Below are 19,948 nucleotides of genomic sequence, written 5' to 3'. Positions count from 1 at the left end.
TCAGTGCACCGTACAGACCAGACACGGGTCGAAGGAACGGACAATATGCTGAACCGAAACCGGATCGGTCTCGCCTTTGCGCACCGGAGCGCCGATCAGCGCCTGCTCGAGCGGGCCGGCAACGCCATCCTTGTCCCGAGGCGAAAAATTCCAGGTGGTCGGCGCGATGATCTGGTAGTTCGAGATCTGGCCGTTCTCGATCGAGATCCAGTGGCCGAGGGAACCGCGCGCAGCCTCGGTCAGGCCGATCCCTTCCGCCCGGCTCGGCATGTCGCCGTGCGTGATGAAGTGTCCGCCGGGTTCGAGCGCGGCCACCCAGCGCTCCATCGCCATCACCACAAGGGCTATCTCCAGCACCCTCGCGACGACCCGTGTGTGCACCGATCCGCCATGGCGTGATACCAGGTCCCGGACCAGGGGATGGCCGTTGATCAATTGTCGTGCCAGCGCTCCGGTTTCCATGATCTCGCCGCCAAGACGGGGCGCCTTGCACCAGGAATAGGCGGAGGTCTTTTCGGCATCCGGCTCCGTCGTCCCGGAAGCCGGCGGTTCCGGACCGTCGGTCTTGTACCAGCTCGAGACCAGATCTTCGGCAACATCGCCGGGATCGAAAGCATTCGCCTGCCCGTTTCGCCACGTCCCGTGCCCGAACAAGGACGTGTCCTCGAGGTGATAGCCGCCATAGCTGAGATAGTTGCCGGATGACGGTCCGAGCCTGGCAAGGTCCAGCGCGGCCGAAAGGTTCAGGAATCTCCTGAAGTCGGAGTGTTCCGGCGCCCTTTCACCGGCCCAGGAAACCAGCGCCTCTTCATTTTCGAGGGCCGCGACCCGTTCCAGCTGATCGCCGAAAAGCTGCCGCTCCAGAAAACGCCGGAAGGCTTTCAGGATGACGGCCAGTCGGGCGGCTTCTCCGGGCGCCGCGGCCCGCGTCGAGCCGCCCGGCTGAATGGAAAGCGTGTGCGGCCACTTGCCGGCAAGGATGCCCATGATGTGCATGAACTGGGCCCGGGCCGGCAACACCGTTTCGACGGCTGTTCCCCTTGTCGCCGTGAACCGTTCGCGAATGTCTTCGTACCAGGGCTCCGACCGGTAAATTTCTCTTGCGAAATCCGGCATGAAGAACAGGTAGAAATGGGTCAGGTGATCGGCGACATTCTCGGTTGCGTGGACGAGATTGATCGCCAGTTCGCCATTCCTGGGCACCGACACACCGATGGCGGATGCCAGGGCCCGCGCGGCCGCGACGGATTGGGACACGGAACAGATCCCGCAGATCCGGGGGGCGTAGACCAGTGCATCGAGCGGCGGCTTTCCCAGAAGAATGCGCTCAAACCCGCGATAGAGCGGCGAGACGACTTCCGCGTTTTGAACGCTTCCATCCGCGCAGTCGATCCGGACTTCCAGATCCCCCTCGACCCGATTGAACGGTCCGACGATCAGCCGCGTCATGACCGGGTCTTTCCCTTGTCGGACGGCGGCACGGTCAACATCTCGGCGGTGGCGTTTTCCTTCAGGCGCGCGGGTGTTGCCGCCTTGGACAGGGAGGCGAGCGCCACGAACCAGGCCTTCGGCATATCCGTCGGCAGGCCGACGGGGATGCCCGCCACTTTTGGCGTTCGCAGGAAGTCATGCCCCGGCTCCTCGAATTCGGGAGCCGTGCAGTTGATGCAGGGATAGCCGCCATCGAGGCAGGACCCGGCGCCGTTCCAGGCGCGCATGTTGCAATCGGCGCGGGCCTGGGTGCCCTTGCAGCCGAGATTTTCCATCATGCAGCCCTGATCGCAGAGACGCTCCGCGCTGGCCTTGTATTCATAGAATTCGTTGCGCGCACAGCCGTGGTGCACAAGATGCATCGTGTAGGACAGCGGCCGCGCCCATTCGTCGACATCCGTTTCGTTATAGGTCCCCGCCGCAATCTGATGCAGGGTCTCGCACAGCCACCCGGGATGGATCGGACAGCCCGCGATGTTGATGACGGGCAATCCGCCAGAGGACAGGAAGTCTCCGCCGAGAAGTCCACCGGGTTTGCGGCCTTCATAGGAAAGACCCACGGCCTCCACATGATTGTCGCCGGCCGCCGTGATCCCGCCGAAGGCGGCGCAGGAACCGACGGCCACCACGTAGCGCGCCTTTTCCGCCAGCGCCCGGATCCAGTCCATCATCGGCCGTCCGGTACCGGACAGGATATGGAATTTCCCGGACCCGTTCGGTCCGCACATGACGGAACCTTCCAGGCAGAGGATGTCCAGCGGCTCTTCCCCGCTTTCCAGCCGCTCCATCAGCGACACGACTTCGCGGCCGCTGGCCTCGCTCAGGGAGGGGTGCCACAGGACCTCGATATTGGCGGCCTCCATCGTCGTCACAAGGTCCGGGTTTTCCGCGCCGAGCGCAGACAGGGAACATCCGCCGCACCCGCCGGACTGCAGCCAGAAGAGCCGCACCGGCGGCCTCGCATCAATCCGCTGCATCGACATTTTCCGGGATCCTCAATGTGAACTCCGCCCCGCCTTCCGGACGATTGGCGGCACGCAGCTCGCCGCCCTGCTTGAGCGCCATGTTGTAGCTGACGTAAAGGCCGAGACCGGTGCCGCTGCCGATCGGTTTTGTTGTGAAGAAGGGTTCGAACAGCTTGTCCATTGCTGCGGGTGCAATGCCGGTCCCATTGTCCGCGACCCGCACCAGGATCATGCCGTTCTCGCCGGAGCACGAAATCCTGATTTCACCATCCTCCCGGCCCGACAGCACATCGGCTGCGTTCTGGACCAGGTTGACCACGATCTGGTGAATATGCCCCTTGTGGCCGGTCATCTCCAGACGGTCGGGGGTGTCGAAGATTATAGCCGGCTTGATCCGCTGGGCCTTGATGACCCAGTCGACCGCCGTGTGGACCAGCCGGACAATATTGAAGGTTTCCGGCTCCTCCTGCTGGTTGCTGGAAAAACGGCGCAGGTCCTCCACGATGTCGCGCACCCGTTCGGCGCCCTCCAGGGTTCCGTCCACGAGGGGGCCGATGTCCTGAAGCACCTTGTCGATCTTCAGCTCCTTGCGCAGCACATCCATGTCCTCGCGCCGGGCTCCGTCGTCGCAGGCGGTCAGGTATTTCCGGATCGCCGTCCCATAACGCTTCAATGCGTACATGTTGCCGAAGACGAAGCTGATCGGGTTGTTCAGCTCATGGGCCACACCGGCCACCAGCCGGCCCAGCGCCGCCATCTTTTCGGAGACCAGAAGCCGCTGCTGGGTTTCGCTGAGCCGCTCCTGCGCCGCGTCGAGCGCCCGGTAGGCGCGCTGCAATTCGCCGATCGGACGTCCGACCATCACCATTCCGGCCAGCCGTCCGCGCTGGTCGCGGCGGGGCGTGCAGCTCAGGGCGACCACCGCAGGCGGTCCGTCCGGCACCTTGATCGCGGCATCGCACGGCGCCACGTCCTTGCCGGCAATCAGACAGTCCAGGAAGCCCTCGACCGTCGCGCGGCTTTCGTCCGTGAACAGATCCGAGTATTTCGTCCCGGGCAAAGACGGCTCATCGCGGTGCGTGATGGTCAGAAGCTGGTTGTTGACCTTCTGGATCCGGCCGGCGGCATCACAGACGATCAGGACGTCCGTCATCGCGCCGAGGACGGAGCGGATGAAGGTGTCGGCCTCCTCCAGCTTGGCGTTCTTTTCTTCCAGCTCTGTCTGGGAATCGACCAGGTCCGAATAGACGTCGTCCATTTTCTGGATCACGTCGATCCAGACATTCTCTCCCGAGCCGTCGAGACCCAGATTGCCCGACGGCAGCTTCATGAGCTCAAGGCCAAGTTTGTCACCGCGATCCCCTGCCATGGCCTACCCCGCGCTGCCTGCGCTCTTGCGCTTTTCCGGGAGAGGCTTGACGTTTTCCAGTCCATAGCGCTCCAGCTTGCCGCGAAGGCCGACCCGCGACAAGCCGAGTTCGCGCGCCGCCTTGGACTTGTTCCAGCGGTGGCGGATCAGCGTCTCCTTGATGATCCGGGCTTCGAGCTCGCCAATGCGGTCCTTCAGCGAGCCGTCCATCGGCATCAGGTCCGCAAGATCCTCTTCCTCCCGTCCTGCCGGGTCTGCCTGCAGGATATGCCGGGACAGGAGATCCGCGCCGAGGGCGCTCCCCTCTTCCCCCATGACCAGCATCTGCTGGATTTCGTTCTGCATTTCACGGACGTTTCCCGGCCAGGAATAGGCCTGCATGCAGTCGAGCGCCTCCTGGGTCAGTCCGGAAACCCGCTTGCCCAACTGGGACATCGCCCGGCTGAGCAGCGCTTTCGCCAAGACCGGAATGTCCAACGGTCTATCTTTCAGGTCCGGCAAGCGGACCACGATCCCGGCAAGCCGGTAATAGAGATCCGCCCGGAACCGTCCGGCCCGGACCTCGTCCTCGAGGTTTCGATTGGTGGCTGCAATGACGCGGACATCGATCTTGTGTGTCTTGGTGCTGCCGACCGGGCGGATCTCCCCCTCCTGCAGCGTCCTCAGAAGCTTGACCTGGAACGCGGGCGACACCTCGCCGATCTCGTCGAGGAACACGGTTCCGCCGTCCGCCCTTTGAAACAGGCCGGTGTGATCCTCCACGGCCCCGGTAAAGGCACCGCGCTTGTGGCCGAACAGCTCGCTTTCAAGAAGCTCGTCCGGCAACGCGCCACAGTTCTCGACAACGAAGGGCTTGTTCCACCGCAGGGAGTCATAGTGAAGCGCCCGGGCGGCAAGCTCCTTGCCGGTTCCGGAGGATCCGGACAGGAGAACCGGTACGTCATAGGGCGCGACCTGACGAAGCGTCCGGCAGACGTCTTCCATCGGGCTGACCTTGCCACGGATGATGCCGTCGTCGAAATCATAGTCCCGTCGCAGGCGTTCCCGCCTGTCGGACATCTTTTTCGACACTCCGGAGGGCGACATCTTCAGCTCGATCGCCAGAAGTTCGTTTTCCCGCTGAAGCGCGTAGAGCTTGCAGGCATTCTGAAGCGTCAGGATGAGGTTCTCCGGATGCCAGGGCTTGGTGATGTACTGGAATATGCCGGCTTCGTTCACGCCGTCGATAATGTCATGCGCGTCCGTGTAGCCGGAAATGATCATCCGGATGGCATCGGGCCAGTTCTCGCGGACCATTTTCAGGAATTCGACGCCGGTCTTTTCCGGCATGCGCTGGTCGCACAGGACGATCTGGACCCATTCGCCTTCGAGGATCCGTGTTGCCTCGCCGATGGTCGACGCGGTCTTCACGTCGAAGTCCTCGTCGAGAATTCTGGAAATGGACTCAAGGGAGCGGATTTCGTCGTCAATCACGAGGATCGTCGGCAACTGGCTCATGATGCGGCCCTCCGTGTTGACCGGCCCCCGGGTGGGCCTGATCTGTGCCGGGCGAGCGTTCGCGGCGTCCGGGATTTTGGAACCTTGCGGACAAAATTGTAGCGGGCGATGTGATAGCTCGGATCGAAACCGAAGAAATTTTTCCGCATCCGCGCAAGCTCGGCGGCACGATAGGCGGCGAGCGGCTTTGCGGCCTCGTCCCGTTCGCGGACCCGGGCCTTTTCCTGAAGGCGCGGAGCGAGATCCTCACCGCCCAGTCTCAAAGCGGCCTCCCGCACACTCGACTGGAACGACAGGCCATCGGATCCAAGGACACGATCGGCAAGTCCGAGGGCCAGTGCTTCCTCGGCGCCCATGGGCAGGCGGGCGTCCGCGATCCTGGCCGCGTTGTCGGCGCCCGCATATTTCGGCAGGAGATAGGTCCAGAATTCCGACCCGTAGAGATTTCCCATATCCTTGTAGTGCGGATTGAGAACGGTTCCGGGCCGGATCCAGACCTCGTCCGCCGCACGCGCGAGGAACACGCCGCCGGCGCCGGCATTGCCGCAAAGCGCGGACACGACCCACTTGTCCGTCGTCCGGATGATCGTCTCCGCAAGATCATCGATTGCCTGGATGTTCCGCCAGCTCTCCTCGGCGGGGCTCCCGGCAGCCTCGATCAGGTTGAGGTTGAGGCCGTTCGACCAGTGATCCGGCCCGCCCATGAGCACCAGGACCCGCGCGGAACTTCCGGCGGCTTCCTCGAAAACAGCCTTCAGGCGCAGGCAGGCACAGGTGTCCATCGCGCCGTTATAGAAGTCGAAATGCAGGTAGCCGACATCGCCGGCCTGCTCGAACAAAATGTCCCGATAGCCGCCGGAAATTTCCGGCAGGCCGGCACATTCACCGGCAAAGACATGGGTCGCCGGCAGCTTGACCGACGCCTTGTCCGCCTTGCGCACATGTCCAATCCACACCGCGCCATCGACCGTCCTCACCGCCAGTGCCGGCCCGGACCGGGCAATCACGGTGCCGGGCTCCGCGCCCTCCGGCCGCTCGCCGCGCGCCGGTCTCGCATCAAAAAGAAAAACCGGCTCGCCGAACAGGGTGTCCCGAACCCCGGGCATGCCGTCGGCCGAACGGATCTTGCGCAGGATCGCTTCGCCGGTGTCCCTTTGCCAGTCGATCTGCCGGTCCGCCTGCCTGACGGCGCCGCGCCAAAGCGACTGCGCCTCCGGCACCGAGGCGGGAGCGGCGCCGCTCCTGAACCTGTCGAGCGCCTCGAACACGGCCGCGACCGCCCCCTCCATGACCTCGTGCCGGTAAAGGCTGGACTTGGACGCCCGGCGAAGCGGGAAACACCGGAAGGCCCAGATCGGGCCCGCATCAAGGTCGGCGACGGCCTCAAGGACAGTCACGCCCCAGTCGGTCGCGCCTTCAAGGATGGCCCAGTCGAGCGCGGCCGGTCCGCGATCGCCCGGCGGCCCCGGATGAACGATGAAACAGGGCACGGCCTTGAACACGGACGGCGGGATCGCCCGCTTCAGGAACGGCGCCAGGATCAGGTCCGGCTCGAACAGCCGGACGGCTTCCTCGCTCACGGCATCGTTGATGTCGAATTCCACCGACACCTCGTGGCCGGCTGCGCGCAGGTCGCAATGCAGCCGCTGGGTCAGGGAATTGAAGCCGTGGCAGAGAAGCAGGATCCTCATGATCAGCAGATCCTCGGAAGCTGCTCGCCCGAGAGCCAATCGACCACGCGCAATCCGCCGATCTCGGTTTCCATCTCGACGAGATGGGCGTCGTCTTCGGTAACGGTTCCGATGATCGCGGCGTCCCGGCCCAGCGGGTGCGCCTTCATCACGGCCAGAAGCCTTTCCGCGTCATCCGCCTCGCAAAGGCAGATCAGCTTGCCCTCGTTGGCGACATAAAGCGGGTCCAGGCCGAGCAACTCGCAGGCCGCGGCAACATCCCGCTTGACCGGAATTCTGGTCTCGTCGAGATGCATGCCGACGCCGGCCGTCCGGGCGATCTCGTTGAGCGTCGCGGCAAGGCCACCCCGGGTCGGATCCCTCAAGACGGCAATGCCGGGAACGTCCGCGACCATGTTCGCCACGAGGGTGTGCAGGGCCGCGCTGTCCGACCTGATTTCCGTCTCGAACTCAAGGTTTTCCCGTTTCGACAGGATGGCAACGCCATGGTCGCCGATCGACCCGGACAGCAGGATCGCCTGCCCGGGGCGGGCGCGCTCGACAGAGACATGGACCCCCTCCGGCACCACGCCGAGGCCGGTCGTCGTAATGAAGACACCGTCGCCCTTGCCCTTTTCGACCACCTTGGTGTCGCCGGTAACGATCGGGACTCCGGCGTCGCGTGCGGCAAGTGCCATCGACACGACGATCCGTTCAAGATCGGCGAGCGGAAAGCCTTCTTCCAGGATGAAGCCGGCCGTCAGGTAGAGCGGTCTGGCCCCGGCCGTTGCCACATCGTTCAGCGTCCCGTGAACCGCGAGCGAGCCGATGTCTCCGCCTGGAAAGAACAGCGGCGAGATGACGTGGCCATCGGTCGACATCACCAGCCGGCCGGGCGGGACATTGAGCAAGGCCGCGTCGTTTCCCTGGTCGAGGATCGGGTTGGAGAGGTGCCTTTGGAAGAGGTCCGATATCAGCTCGGCCATGGCCCGGCCACCGCCGCCATGGGCCATGTCGACGGACCCTTTCCGCCGGGCGAGATCCGGTTGCGGCGCGTTCATGCCGCTTCCTCCTTCGCCCGCGGGCGCCTGACCGGGTCGCGGTGGCGGCCATAGGTCCAGTAGGCGGCACACGCGCCTTCCGAGGAAACCATGCAGGAGCCCATGGGGGTGTCGGGCGTACAGACCGTGCCGAACAGCTTGCAGTCGGTCGGTTTCTTGACGCCGCGCAGGATTGCGGGGCACTCGCAGGACTTCACTTCGCGGGACTTTTTCTCCGACACCTCGAAGCGCCGTTCCGCATCAAAGGCCGCATGGGCCTCCCGGATTTTCAGCGCGCTGTAGGGAACCGTGCCAAGACCGCGCCATTCGAAACTGGTGCGCAGTTCGAAGACTTCCGACACCAGAGACTGCGCCTTCAGGTTTCCTTCCCGCGTCACGACGCGGGTGTATTCATTCTCGACCTCGTGACGGCCCTCGTTGATCTGGCGGATCAGCATCAAGGCCGACTGCATGACGTCGAGGGGTTCGAACCCGGCGATGACGACCGGCTTGCCGAATTCCTCGGCGAAGTACTCGTAGGGCTCCGATCCGATGACCGAGCTGACATGGGAGGGTCCGAGGAACCCGTCGATCCGAACCGTTCCGAGCTCCCGGACTTCCGGAGACTGAAGAATGTGGCTGATTGCGGACGGGGTCAGCACGTGGTTGCAGAAGACCGAGAAATTCCGGAGACCTTCCTTTTCCGCCTGCCTGATCGCGACGGCGGTCGGCGGCGTGGTCGTTTCGAAACCGATGGCGAAGAAAACGACTTCCCGGTCCGGATTGTCACGCGCGATCTTCAGGGCATCCAGGGTGGAATACACCATGCGGATGTCTGCCCCGTCCGCCTTCGCCCGGATCAGGCTGCGCTGCTTCGTGCCCGGCACGCGCATCATGTCGCCGTAGGTGCACAGGATCACGCCGTGGCGCTCTGCGATCTCCACGGCATCGTCCAGCCGCCGGACGGGCAGAACGCAGACCGGGCAGCCCGGGCCGTGCACGAAGCGGACGTTTTCCGGCATCAGGTCCTTCACGCCATAGCGGAAGATGGCGTGGGTGTGCCCGCCGCAGAACTCCATGATGTTGTAGGTCCGCTCCGGCCGCGCCTCGCGGCGGATCGCCTCGGCAACGGTTTTGGCAAGCTCGCGATCGCGGAACTCGTCGACATATTTCATTGCTCGCCTCCCGTAATCTCTTCCAGCTCCTCCCGAAGGACCCCGGCTTCCGCCATCAGGGCAAGGGTCCGGCTGGCCTCTTCAGGGCTGACCTTGTGGAGCGCATATCCGACGTGGACCAGCAGGTAGTCGCCGATCGCCACGTCCTCGACCAGCGCGGTCGAGATGCGTTTCCTGACACCCTCAAGGGCGACGACGGCCATGTCTCCGTCTTCCAGTTCCACCACCTTGGCCGGTATTGCCAAACACATGCGCCCCTCCTATTCCGCCGCACTTTGGACCGGGCGTCCGGCCAGCTGCATGGCGCGTGCGGCCTCGATCCACGAGATCCAGTCATCCAGCCCCTCGCCGCTGCGTGCCGAGACATTGAGAACCTTGATCCGTGGATTGATCTTCCGCGCGTTTTCAACCGCCGCATCGACATCAAAATCGAGATGCGGCAACAGATCGGTCTTGTTCAGGAGCATCAGGTCGCTTGCCGCGAACATGTCCGGATATTTCAACGGCTTGTCCTCGCCCTCGGTGACGGAGAGGATCGCGACCTTGTGCGCCTCGCCAAGGTCGAAGGCCGCCGGACAGACCAGGTTGCCGACATTCTCGATGAAAACGAAGCTGCCCTCCTGCGGGGTCAGGTGGTCTATCGCGTGTCCGACCATGTGCCCGTCGAGATGACAGCCCTTGCCCGTGTTGATCTGAAGCGCCGGCACGCCGGTCGCCCGGATCCGGTCCGCGTCGTTCGCGGTCTGCTGGTCCCCCTCGACGACATAGCATTGCCGCGACGTGCCGATCTTCTTCAGCGTTTCGACAAGCAGCGTCGTCTTGCCGGAGCCGGGGCTCGAGACAAGGTTCAGCGCGAGAATCCCCCGGTCCGTGAAATAACGCCGGTTGGCGTCCGCATAGGCGTTGTTCTTGGAGAGGATATCCTGTTCCAGCTGGATCATCCGGGACTGGCTCATGCCCGGCACCGAAGCTCCGGCCTCGCCCTCGCCATAGTGGTGATGGTGGTGGTGATCGCCCTGGCCATGTTCATGACCATGTTCATGAGAATGATGGTGGCCATGCCTGTGGGCGTGGTGGTGACTGTCACCGCCTTTCGCCTTGTCCGGCCCTTCCACGCGGACCTCTCCGTCGCCGCAACCGCAGACAGTACACATCAGGACACCTCCAGTTCCTTGATCCGAAGTTCCTCGCCGCTCGTCACCTGCAACTGATGCGACCCGCATTCCGGGCAGGGGTCGAAGCGTTCGCTGATCGGAACATTTACCCCGCAAGGCAGGCACCAGGCCATGGCAGGCGGGGTCACAATTTCAAGCCGGGCTGTTTCAGCAATGCTGCCGCGCATGACAACGTCAAAGCCGAAGCGGAGCGCATCCGTTTCCACGCCGGACAGCGGACCGACTTCCAGGCAGACCCGGTCAACTCTGGAAAAGGCTTCCTTTTCCGCCTGTTCGTTCAGGATGCCGAGAATGCTCTCGCAGAGCGACATTTCGTGCATCAGTGGATCCTCACCGTATGGCGGACACAGGGGTCAATCGCCCCAATCACGAGACCGGCCCGTTCAATGCGTTCTTCATCCGATCCTCCGGACAACATGCCGAGACAGCGGGACGCGACGCCCCGGTCCGCAAAGTTCCATCTCGTTGGCGATATGATCCTGTAGTCCTCGACCATACCGTCCCGCAGCTTCGCGACATGGGTCAAGCGCCCTCGTGCCGTTTCCGCAAAACCGACCCCTCTCGGACACTTTCTCCTTCGCGAGATCAAAAAGCGATGATTTTCCGCAAACAGGTCCTGTAACTCTTTGAGCGTTTCGGAAAGGTCGACAAGACGGGCGAGATAACGGGTCGCCAGTGTCGGCTCGCGCCCGCACGCCAGGAGAGGGTGATCACGCCGTCTTTCCAGCGGGGATGTCTCCGGGACGAAATCCGCTTTCTCAACCGGCTCGATCATTTCAAAATCATTCAGGAACTGCGGCGCTCCGGTTCCGGGCCATTTCGCGTCGAAGGCCAGGAGTGCACCAAGAAGGCGGGCAGCGACGGTCTTCCCGGACGCGGCCCATGTACCCAGGGAGGTTTGATCCCGCCGGTTCCGCCACGCGGACAGTTCCTCTTGAAAGATCCTGCTTTCGGCAATCGCGACGGCCGAAGCGACAAGTGTCCGGCCGGTGTCCCTGTCACCGGCTTTCGCCTTCGGGTCAAGAAAGACGACGTCTTCCGGATCGAGTGCGTTTCGCAACTCCGAAAGCAGCGACATCGCGCTTTGCGCCGTCTTGATATCCGGGGCCTCGCTTGCCAGAAGCGGCCAGTCAAGGGCGATGCGGAGCAGGTGTTCACGCACCCTTTCCATAAGCACGAGGCACTCCCGGAGAGCCATCGTGTCCCTGTCCGCGACCCGGCCGGCAGCGCTTTCGAGCGCGGCCGCGGCAGCCGCCGCATGAGCCGTGCCGCAAAGGGAAAACAGGGACGGCACGATCCGGATGACCTCCGCGGCGGTTCGACCGGACAGAAGGCGGGACACGTTCGCAGGTTCCTTCAACGCTACCTGCACCGGGTTGTCCGGATCGCGCGGAAGCACGATATCGACATGCCCCTCAAGGCTCATTTGGGGCCTCCCGGTTTCTGCGGCCGGTCAGGAGGCTGCGACGGCTGAGTTCGACGGCGACCGGTTCGGCAACCTCATCGACCTCGTCTTCTTCGTCCGGCTTGTTGTCGGTATCGGGTTGCGGGTCCGGCAGTTCGCCGCGCCAGATGGCCGCCATTTCGGCGTCGCTTCGGCCGGGGGCCTCTTCCGCCTCGAACAGGGCATCAAGGGCGGCCAAGGCACAGGCGCGGGCGGTCTCCTGATCGGAGAACTCGAAGACGGGCGAGAACAGGGAACACATCCAGTAAGGCCCGACGTCGCCCTCCTCCCCGCGGATGAATTCGTACGACCCGGATGGAAAGCGGAAGCAGCGTTTGGTCCCGGCCGGAATACGCTCATCCCCCGCATCGACGGACAGCAGGATGACATTCAGGAACCAGGGCGTCAGCAGCGTTCCGAGCCAGAAGCCCTCCCATGGACGCAGGCCCGAAAGCTCGACCTCCAGCACATCATTCAAGATCGGGATTCCCTCCATGCGGGTCTCCCGGATGGAACGGAAACACCTTTCGACCGTCTCGGTGACTTCCGCCGCATCGCTCATGTCAGCCCTCCTCCAGAACCATGAATCCCGCCTTGCCGGCATCGCATTCCGGGCAGCTCCAGTGCTCCGGCAGGGCCGCGAACGGCGTACCGGGCGGGATTTGCCAGTAGGTGTCGCCTTCGGCCGGGTCATAGACATGCCAGCAGATCTTGCATTCCAGCCGGGTTGCCGGCCCGATCTTGCGATCGTCACCGCCATAGGACCCGGCGAAGAACCCGTCGCTCATCGGTAGACTCCCAGGATCTCCTCGAGGCGCTCGGCGGAATCGGCGATATCCTCCGGCGCCGCGCAGGCGACTTCCGGCACCCGCACAATCTCGATCGAGTTCAGGATCAGCGCGTCCTGGGAATTGTAGAACTGCACCCACCAGGTGTTCTTCGTGCCCGTCGAGGAGATCCGGCAATTGCCATAACCGCGTGACAGGATGGTCGCACTCCCCGGGCCCAGCCGTTCGGCGAGAAAGGCCAGGTCTTCCTCCGTGTGAGGCAGCAGCGACAGGTTGATGACATGCGGTCCCGATGCCTCGCCGGACCCGGCAACGTGCTCATTGATTTCCGGAACGAGCGGCGGCGCGTTGAAGATATTCGGGCCGAGCGTGTCCGGCATCGTGACCGCGTCCTGTGCCGTTTCGAAGACCGAGTCGAGAACCTCCGTCGGGAAGGCACCGACCTCGACATAGTCCGCCGCCGGATATTCGCCGCCGGGCGTGCGCCGGACGCGCCAGACGCCGGCCAGAACGGACTCCTGCGCCTGCAGATGCGCGCCGCCGATCACGGAGACTTCGCCCTCGCCGAGCGCCTGGTTGACCAGATCCAGGTTCGCCGGCTCCAGATGGCTCAGATCGAGACGGCGGGCAGGACCTTTCGGGTCATATCCCTTCAAGTGACCAACGAGAGTTTCCAGAACGCCCAACCCGTCCGAGAGACCGCCGGTCTCTTCCGGCTCCGGCAGATCCGGTGCCTCGAATGTCATCATGCCGGACGGCATCTGCATGTATTCCAGGACACCGCCGTCCTCGTCCTGCGGCTGGCTGCCGGGCCCGACCAGGGGGCCGGTCATCGGCCCGTCGAAAGGATCATTGATAGTGCTCATGGTCATTCTCCCTTCGCCGAGGATCAGTGGGTGTGAACGCCGGCCGGCGCGCCGCAGCCGTCCGGAAACCTGAAAGGCGGCGGGTCGCTGGGTTCGCGGCTCAGGATCTCGGAAATTTCGTTGAGATAGTCGGCCCAGTCCCGCACCCCCTGGATGACGCCCAGATAGTGCCCGTGCCGAAGAAAAACGAGGCTCGGGAAACGGTTGAAGCGGTACCGGCGCTGGAGCTCGCGCTCGCTGCCGCGATCGGCCACGAACGCGGCAATGTTTCCGGAAAACGCCTTGTGGAGTTCCGGCAGGATCACGGCCACATCGTTGCTCTCGGCGAGGCGCTCGGCATCACCCGGAAAAAAGACCATCGAGAACGCCGCATCCGTTGCAAGCCTGTCGAGGGTCGTCTCGTCAACGACAGGCAACGCTTCGCGTTCAATGATCGATGTCAGCAGCGGTGAATGCATCGCTTGTCCTTTCCTTGAAATCCTTTTCGGGGGATACGTCCGGTTCATCCGTCCTTGCCGCAACCAGATCGGCAAAGAGGTGATCCACATCCGTTTCACCCTGCATCACCAGTTCAAGCGCCTTGAGCGCATCTCTCGTGCGTCTTGCCGATACCGGGTCCATGATCTCGCGCGCGGCGCCCAGGAACGTCAGGACCCAGGTCCCGGGCTGAACGTTGCCAACAAGGCGGACGTCGATCTCGTGCTCGCCGTCCTCTGCCCGGCACCGCGCGAAACCGAAATCCGACGAGATCACCTGCATGGGAATGCCCAGGCACATCAGCTCTTCTCCGCCGGCCGTGCGACCAGTTCGGCGACTTCGGCTTCGAAGTCGACCGGACCGGACCAGCCGTCCCCGGCAAGCAACCGGCTATCGCCATGCCGAAAGGCATCGGCGGCGTTCGGCCGGCCGGTCTCGTAGCGGCCGAGCGTCATTTCGAGGCTGGCAATGGTGTCGTCTTCACCAAGCGGCGCGACCCGCGGCCGGGCCTCGACGCCGAGATCGGAGAGGAACGTGAGCGCGCTGTCGATGGCAGGGTCGATCTGGTCCCTGACCTGCGGACGCAGGCTGCCGCCGTAATCCTCCAGCTCGACCGGCTGAACCCCGATCAGCAGCAAATGGTCGGGGTAGTCGCCCAGCATCTCTGCCATGGCGAGCACTTCCTGAAAGCCTGTCTGATGAAGCGAGATCTTCTTGGCGCCGAGGAATTTCGGCACTTCGTCGCCATGAACGAGCTTCATGGTTCCGGGTTGTATTCCGTAGTCGACGGCATCGAAGACGATCAGGACATCGGCATCGCGAATGTGCTGAACCAGGTAGACACCCTGGGTGCCGCCATCCATGACCTTGACGTTGTCATCGAAATCGTAACGGCGGTGCAGCTCCTCGACGGCGCGTACACCAAATCCCTCGTCCGCCCACAGCAGATTCCCGATCCCGAGAACCAGCACGGCGGGAGCCCCCTCTCCCATGGCACTCTCCTCCCGCGCCTCGTTCACTCCAGGCGAATGAGCGGGCGCCTTGTTGCGTCTTGTTGGCCTCTACTGAGCAATCGATGTGCCAACTCGCCGCACCCTCTAAATTCCTTGATTTACCTACTGTTTTTTGACGAAGCGCGAGATCATGTGAAAATTTTTCTTTCAGATTTCGAGCAAACTGGAAAGAAAGCTTTCACTGGAGGATTTTCCAAGGACATCGGAAGTGGATGAATTGCTACCGATTGGGCAGCGGAAAAACAGCGTTTTCGGCCCCCCAAAAAAACGGCGGGCGCTTACGCCCGCCGGGAAAGGTTGAAAATTGCCTGCCGGTTCGGCCAGGCGGCCTATTCGTCGGCGATCGGCTTGTCGTCCCGGAACGTCCGCCATCCGGAGAACATGGATGAGATGATCGACTGGCGGGACATGATGTCTTCGCGGACCGCCGCGTAAACATGGACGATCACGAAACACACGATCACCCAGAGGCCGAGATGATGCCAGGTGTGCACGTCCTGGCTCTGTCCGAAGAGCGGGATGATCCAGCTCGAGAACAGCGTGTACTGCCAGGTTCCCATGCCTGTTCCTTCGCCGTAGAGCGCGAATCCGGTGAAGATCATGAAGACGATGCACCAGACGAACAGGACATGCATGACGAGCGTGGCCAGCGGATTGTGGCCGGCGTATTTCAGCGGCTCCTTCGCGAACATCGCGTACCACTTCACCTCGTGCAGCAATTCGCTCCAGAAGCGGGCGCGCCAGACCGGCGGCAGGAAAATCTGCCGGGCATGCTTGTTGCCGACAAAGGCCCAGTAGATCCGGAACAGGAACGCGACCGCCAGGATGTAACCCGCAACGAAGTGAAGGTAGCGGATCCATCCGAACAGGAAGCTGTCATAGGCTTCTCCCCCGATGGCAGGCGGAGGGGACCCGATGAAATACCCCGTGACGCCGAGGACCAGGATGGCGAGGGCGTTGACCCAATGCCAGATCCGGACCGGTGCCTGGTAGATATAGACGGCTTCCTCCTTGTGGGAGGCGCTGCCTGTGGCGGCAGGCTTGGCAGGTTCGGCGGCGCCGGACCCGATTGCATCCATGGTCATGACCGCCTCCTATGTGATCGCCAGGGCGAGGCCGCCGGCGCCAAGGACCAGGCCCGTGGCCAGACGGCCGTGGGTCAGGACCTCCACCTTGCGGCCAAGGGCAAAGCCGAACCCGTGCAGACCCGCACCGGCGGCAAGAAAGGCCGCCAGATAGACCGCCGTCGCCCCGGCCGCCTCAGCCCCATGCGCCAGGCCGTGCAAAAGACCGAACAGGGCGACCACCGACAGGCCGGCCGAAAGGCCCACCCGGGTTCCCGCGGCAATCAGCGCACCGAACACGAACAGCGAGGCCAGGACGCCGGGCTCGGCGTTCAGGACCGTCCCCCCCGACAGGCCGATGAACGTGCCGATCGCAAGCGCCGTCACGAAGGCCGCGGGCAGTTTCCATGCATCGACGGTTGAACGCTGCGCGGCCAGGACGCCGACACCGATCATCGCCAGAAGATGGTCGATGCCGGTGACGGGGTGCAGCAGGCCTGCCGACAGGCTCAAATCGCCCCCGGTATGGGCCAGCGCGGGACCGGCCAGCAGAAGCCCCATGCCGGACAGTATCGTTGTTCCGAGTTTCCTCATGACTGTTTCCTCCCTCTAGCGCACCTTGATTTCGGCAAGTTCCTCGCCGTCCGGACCCATGACATGGGTCGAACAGGCCAGGCACGGATCGAAACTGTGCAGGGTGCGCAGGATCTCGACAGGCTCTTCGGCCCGTTCCACCTTCGTGTTCATCAGCGAGGCTTCGAACGCACCGATATTGCCCTCGTTGTCACGCGGGCTGCCGTTCCAGGTCGTCGGCACGACGCACTGGTAGTTGTCGATCTTGGTGTCCTTGATCCTGATCCAGTGCGCGAGCGCCCCGCGCGGGGCTTCGGTGAAGCCGACACCCTTGACCTCCGTCGGCCAGGTGGACGGATCGAAGCTTTCGGAGTTCGCCGTCGACGTGTCGCCTGCCTTGATGTTGGCGATCAGCTTGTCCATGAAATAGCGCTGTTTGCGCGCGGCCCATTGGGCTTCCAGCCCGCGCGCGGCGGTGCGCCCGAGGGTCGAGAACAGGGCGTCGATCGGCACGCCGAGCGTGGACAGGGTGCTGTCGACCTGGTCCTTGATCTCCTCGTGGCCCTGCATGTAGCCGATGACGTAGCGGGCGAGCGGCCCGACCTCCATCGCATGACCGCGCCAACGGGGCGCCTTGATCCAGGAGTATTTGGCGTTTTCGTCGATCTGGACAATGTTGGTCGATGAGCCGACGAGATCGGGCCCGAGCGCGTAATTCGGCTCGGTCACGCCATCCCACGGGTGCAGCCCCTGGGCTTCGTCGGCATACTTGTACCAGGAGTGCGGCACGAATTCCTGGATCTGTTCCGGATCCCTCAGGTCGACCTCATGGACCTCCGAGAGCTTGCCGTCGATGATGGCACCGCGCGGCATCATCAGGTTTTCGGCCGAGTAGTCGTTGGCCCGGTCCGGAATGTCGCCGTAGGCGAGCAGGCTCTTCGACGACAGGCCGCCGCCGTAAAGCCAGCCCTTGTAGAAACCGGCGATCGCGATCAGGTCCGGGATGTAGACGTTTTCGACGAATTCGATCGTCCGATCGATCACACCCGAAACATAGCTGAGCCGCTCCATGTTGAGCGGTGCGCCCGCCGACAGGTTGCCGTCCATGTTGATGGCGCAGGGCACGCCGCCGACCAGCCAGTTGGGGTGGGTGTCCTTGCCGCCGAAGATCGTGCGCGTGGTCATGATCTCCGTCTGGAAATCGAGCGCTTCCAGATAATGGGTGACGGCCATGAGATCGGCTTCCGGCGGCAACAGGTAGGCCGGATTGGTCCAGTAGCCGTTCTTGAACGGGCCGAGCTGGCCGGATTCAACAAACTTCTTCAGGCGGTTCTGGATGTCACGGAAATATCCCGGGGACGATTTCGCGTGCCGCGGCGAGACCTGCTGCTGCAGGGCGGACGTCGCCCTGGGATCCGCCTTCAGCGCATTGACCGGGTTGACCCAGTCGAGGGCGTGGAGGTGATAGAAATGCACCAGGTGGTCATGCACCTGCAGCGACAGTTGCATGATGTTGCGGATGGAGTTGGCGTTTTCGGGAATATCGATCGAAAGCGCGTCTTCCACGGCCCGGACGGAGGTCAGGGCATGGGTGCCGGTGCAGACACCGCAGATGCGCTGGGTGAAAGCCCAGGCATCGCGCGGATCGCGGCCCTTCAGGATCACTTCCAGGCCACGCCACATGGTGCCGGTCGAGACCGCGTTGCGGATGATGTTATCCTCGTCGACATTCACCTCGCAGCGCATGTGGCCTTCGATGCGGGTGACCGGATCGACGACGACGCGCTTGCCGGACGTGTCGAGATCAAACCCGTTGGGGGTGCGCAGGGTAGCCATTATTCATCTCCTCCCTTCTGGCGGGCGCGCTTGACCGCGCTGACAGCGGCGTGGCCGGCGGCGGCCGCGCCCACGACAAGGGCGGCCGTTCCACCGATCTTGTCCGCGTCGGCCTCGACGCCGAAGCCCTTGATGTCGGTCAGGCGGTCATAGAAGCTGCCCTTGTCCCAGAACCCGTCCTCGGAGCAGCCGATGCACGGATGCCCGGCCTGGATCGGGAAGGACAGGCCTCCGTTCCAGCGGACGGTCGAGCAGGCGTTGTAGGTGGTCGGCCCCTTGCAGCCGACCTTGTAGAGGCAGTAGCCCTTGCGCGCGCCCTCGTCGTCGAAGCTCTCGACGAACTGGCCGGCATCGAAATGCGGCCGGCGGTAGCACTTGTCGTGGATGCGCTGGGAATAGAACATCTTCGGCCGCCCCTGGCGGTCGAGCTCCGGGAACCGCTCGAAGGTGACCAGATAGGCGATGACCGCCGTCATGACTTCCGCGATCGGCGGGCACCCCGGCACCTTGATGATCGGCTTGTCGCCCGGAATGCCGGGAGCCTTGTGGATCGGCACCGCCTGGGTCGGGTTCGGACGCGCGGCCTGGACACAGCCCCAGGAGGCACAGGAGCCCCAGGAGATGATCGCCTTGCAGTGCGCGGCCGCATGCTGGAGCTGTTCGAGATACGGCCGGCCGGCAATGATGCAGGACATGCCCTCCTGGTTGAGCGGCGGATTGCCCTCGCAGGCGAGGATGTAGTTGCCGTCGTATTTTTCGACCGTTTCCTGGATGATCGCCTCGGCCTGGTGGCCGGCCGCCGCCATGATCGTGTCGTCATAGTCGAGCGAGATCATCGACAGGATCACGTCCTTGGCGAGGGGATGCGCGGAGCGGATGAAGCTTTCCGAACAGCAGGTGCATTCAAGGCCGTGCAGCCACAGAACCGGAATGCGCGGCTTGGTTTCCATCGCCTCGGCGATACGCGGCGCGAAACTCGGCCCCAGCCCCAGTGCCGCCGCCGTCAGTGAACAGAATTTCAGGAAACTTCGCCGCGTGATGCCCTGGCGCCGCATCACGTCATAGAAGGTCTCGGTCATGCCCCTCTCTCCTCCACAGGGTGTTGTCGGGCGGCTTGTTGCCACCGCTCCATGGAATTCAAAGCAGGAAACGGGCCAATTCGTTATCATGTTGTTCTTGAACGAGTTTTAGAAAAAATGAGAGGTTTCGACACCGCTGTTAGAGTGGCGTTAACCGCTGCCGGCTTTCAAACTGAAAGGAAACTTGCCACCTCGCTCCCGGTCGCGCCGATTGCGAAAACCGCAATCCTTCATCCGGCTATTCGGCTTGTTCCCGCGTCTTGAACGCGGTCCGGTTTTTGTTTGAAAGAGATATTCAGGGGCCGGCAAGGCGGGCCGCGTGACGCGGCCCCGGCAGTCCGGACGAGGTCGCGGTCCGACACGGGTCGTTGCCCCCTTGGGAACCGGAAATGCACGGCCGGGTCGGCGCATATGCGCCAGCCCACC

At 63.5% G+C, this 19,948-nt stretch carries 21 protein-coding genes; all 21 read right to left on the bottom strand.

Features of this window, described 5'->3' with window-relative positions; genetic code table 11:
- Window positions 1-1,449, bottom strand: coding sequence for a nickel-dependent hydrogenase large subunit (locus tag O6760_RS11065; RefSeq protein ID WP_269585424.1), 1,449 nt, complete (start codon window positions 1,447-1,449; stop codon window positions 1-3).
- Window positions 1,446-2,474 (bottom strand): HupU protein, encoded by a 1,029-nt coding sequence (locus O6760_RS11060; protein WP_269585423.1) that lies wholly within the window; start codon window positions 2,472-2,474, stop codon window positions 1,446-1,448. The genes O6760_RS11065 and O6760_RS11060 overlap by 4 nt, the downstream gene beginning before the upstream one ends.
- A complete protein-coding gene (locus O6760_RS11055; RefSeq protein ID WP_269585422.1) occupies window positions 2,455-3,825 on the bottom strand; it encodes a PAS domain-containing sensor histidine kinase in 1,371 nt (456 codons plus the stop codon). Before O6760_RS11055 ends, O6760_RS11060 begins: the two co-directional genes overlap by 20 nt.
- A 3-nt stretch (window positions 3,826-3,828) precedes the next feature.
- Entirely contained in the window at window positions 3,829-5,322 is a 1,494-nt protein-coding gene (locus O6760_RS11050) for a sigma-54-dependent transcriptional regulator (protein WP_269585421.1), read from the bottom strand.
- Complete coding sequence (locus tag O6760_RS11045; protein ID WP_269585420.1) at window positions 5,319-7,013, bottom strand: hydrogenase maturation protein; 1,695 nt, start codon at window positions 7,011-7,013, stop codon at window positions 5,319-5,321. Before O6760_RS11045 ends, O6760_RS11050 begins: the two co-directional genes overlap by 4 nt.
- A gap of 2 nt (window positions 7,014-7,015) precedes the next feature.
- Window positions 7,016-8,053, bottom strand: coding sequence for a hydrogenase expression/formation protein HypE (gene hypE, locus O6760_RS11040; RefSeq protein WP_269585419.1), 1,038 nt, complete (start codon window positions 8,051-8,053; stop codon window positions 7,016-7,018).
- Window positions 8,050-9,207, bottom strand: a complete 1,158-nt coding sequence (gene hypD, locus O6760_RS11035; protein ID WP_269585418.1) for a hydrogenase formation protein HypD — start codon at window positions 9,205-9,207, stop codon at window positions 8,050-8,052. Before hypD ends, hypE begins: the two co-directional genes overlap by 4 nt.
- Window positions 9,204-9,458 carry a HypC/HybG/HupF family hydrogenase formation chaperone gene (locus tag O6760_RS11030; protein ID WP_269585417.1) on the bottom strand — a complete coding sequence of 85 codons (255 nt, stop codon included), beginning with the start codon at window positions 9,456-9,458 and terminating at the stop codon, window positions 9,204-9,206. Before O6760_RS11030 ends, hypD begins: the two co-directional genes overlap by 4 nt.
- 9 nt (window positions 9,459-9,467) lie before the next feature.
- A complete protein-coding gene (gene hypB, locus O6760_RS11025; RefSeq protein ID WP_269585416.1) occupies window positions 9,468-10,361 on the bottom strand; it encodes a hydrogenase nickel incorporation protein HypB in 894 nt (297 codons plus the stop codon).
- Window positions 10,361-10,702 carry a hydrogenase maturation nickel metallochaperone HypA gene (hypA, locus tag O6760_RS11020; protein WP_269585415.1) on the bottom strand — a complete coding sequence of 114 codons (342 nt, stop codon included), beginning with the start codon at window positions 10,700-10,702 and terminating at the stop codon, window positions 10,361-10,363. The genes hypB and hypA overlap by 1 nt, the downstream gene beginning before the upstream one ends.
- Window positions 10,702-11,808 (bottom strand): nickel-dependent hydrogenase large subunit, encoded by a 1,107-nt coding sequence (locus O6760_RS11015; protein ID WP_269585414.1) that lies wholly within the window; start codon window positions 11,806-11,808, stop codon window positions 10,702-10,704. The genes hypA and O6760_RS11015 overlap by 1 nt, the downstream gene beginning before the upstream one ends.
- Complete coding sequence (gene hybE / locus O6760_RS11010; protein ID WP_269585413.1) at window positions 11,798-12,388, bottom strand: [NiFe]-hydrogenase assembly chaperone HybE; 591 nt, start codon at window positions 12,386-12,388, stop codon at window positions 11,798-11,800. Before hybE ends, O6760_RS11015 begins: the two co-directional genes overlap by 11 nt.
- A 1-nt stretch (window position 12,389) precedes the next feature.
- Window positions 12,390-12,614, bottom strand: a complete 225-nt coding sequence (locus tag O6760_RS11005) for a rubredoxin (protein ID WP_269585412.1) — start codon at window positions 12,612-12,614, stop codon at window positions 12,390-12,392.
- A complete protein-coding gene (locus O6760_RS11000) occupies window positions 12,611-13,480 on the bottom strand; it encodes a hydrogenase expression/formation protein (RefSeq protein ID WP_269585411.1) in 870 nt (289 codons plus the stop codon). The genes O6760_RS11005 and O6760_RS11000 overlap by 4 nt, the downstream gene beginning before the upstream one ends.
- 23 nt (window positions 13,481-13,503) lie before the next feature.
- The gene (locus O6760_RS10995) at window positions 13,504-13,938 is read right to left on the bottom strand and encodes a hydrogenase-1 expression HyaE (RefSeq protein WP_269585410.1); all 435 of its coding nucleotides are present in this window, start codon (window positions 13,936-13,938) and stop codon (window positions 13,504-13,506) included.
- Window positions 13,907-14,257: a HypC/HybG/HupF family hydrogenase formation chaperone gene (locus O6760_RS10990; protein WP_269585409.1), complete on the bottom strand. Its 351-nt coding sequence runs from the start codon at window positions 14,255-14,257 to the stop codon at window positions 13,907-13,909. Before O6760_RS10990 ends, O6760_RS10995 begins: the two co-directional genes overlap by 32 nt.
- Window positions 14,257-14,949 carry a HyaD/HybD family hydrogenase maturation endopeptidase gene (locus tag O6760_RS10985; RefSeq protein WP_269585408.1) on the bottom strand — a complete coding sequence of 231 codons (693 nt, stop codon included), beginning with the start codon at window positions 14,947-14,949 and terminating at the stop codon, window positions 14,257-14,259. The genes O6760_RS10990 and O6760_RS10985 overlap by 1 nt, the downstream gene beginning before the upstream one ends.
- 350 nt (window positions 14,950-15,299) lie before the next feature.
- Window positions 15,300-16,049 carry a Ni/Fe-hydrogenase, b-type cytochrome subunit gene (cybH, locus tag O6760_RS10980; protein WP_269586252.1) on the bottom strand — a complete coding sequence of 250 codons (750 nt, stop codon included), beginning with the start codon at window positions 16,047-16,049 and terminating at the stop codon, window positions 15,300-15,302.
- A gap of 15 nt (window positions 16,050-16,064) precedes the next feature.
- Window positions 16,065-16,628 (bottom strand): HupE/UreJ family protein, encoded by a 564-nt coding sequence (locus O6760_RS10975; protein WP_269585407.1) that lies wholly within the window; start codon window positions 16,626-16,628, stop codon window positions 16,065-16,067.
- Between the two features lie 15 nt (window positions 16,629-16,643).
- Window positions 16,644-18,443, bottom strand: coding sequence for a nickel-dependent hydrogenase large subunit (locus O6760_RS10970; protein ID WP_269585406.1), 1,800 nt, complete (start codon window positions 18,441-18,443; stop codon window positions 16,644-16,646).
- A complete protein-coding gene (locus O6760_RS10965) occupies window positions 18,443-19,522 on the bottom strand; it encodes a hydrogenase small subunit (protein WP_269585405.1) in 1,080 nt (359 codons plus the stop codon). The genes O6760_RS10970 and O6760_RS10965 overlap by 1 nt, the downstream gene beginning before the upstream one ends.
- Between the last annotated feature and the right edge of the window lie 426 nt (window positions 19,523-19,948).

The sequence above is a fragment of the Roseibium sp. Sym1 genome (assembly GCF_027359675.1).
Classification (GTDB): domain Bacteria; phylum Pseudomonadota; class Alphaproteobacteria; order Rhizobiales; family Stappiaceae; genus Roseibium.
Note: the sequence above shows the minus strand (reverse complement) of the source record. Positions and strands in the feature narration are given on the sequence as shown.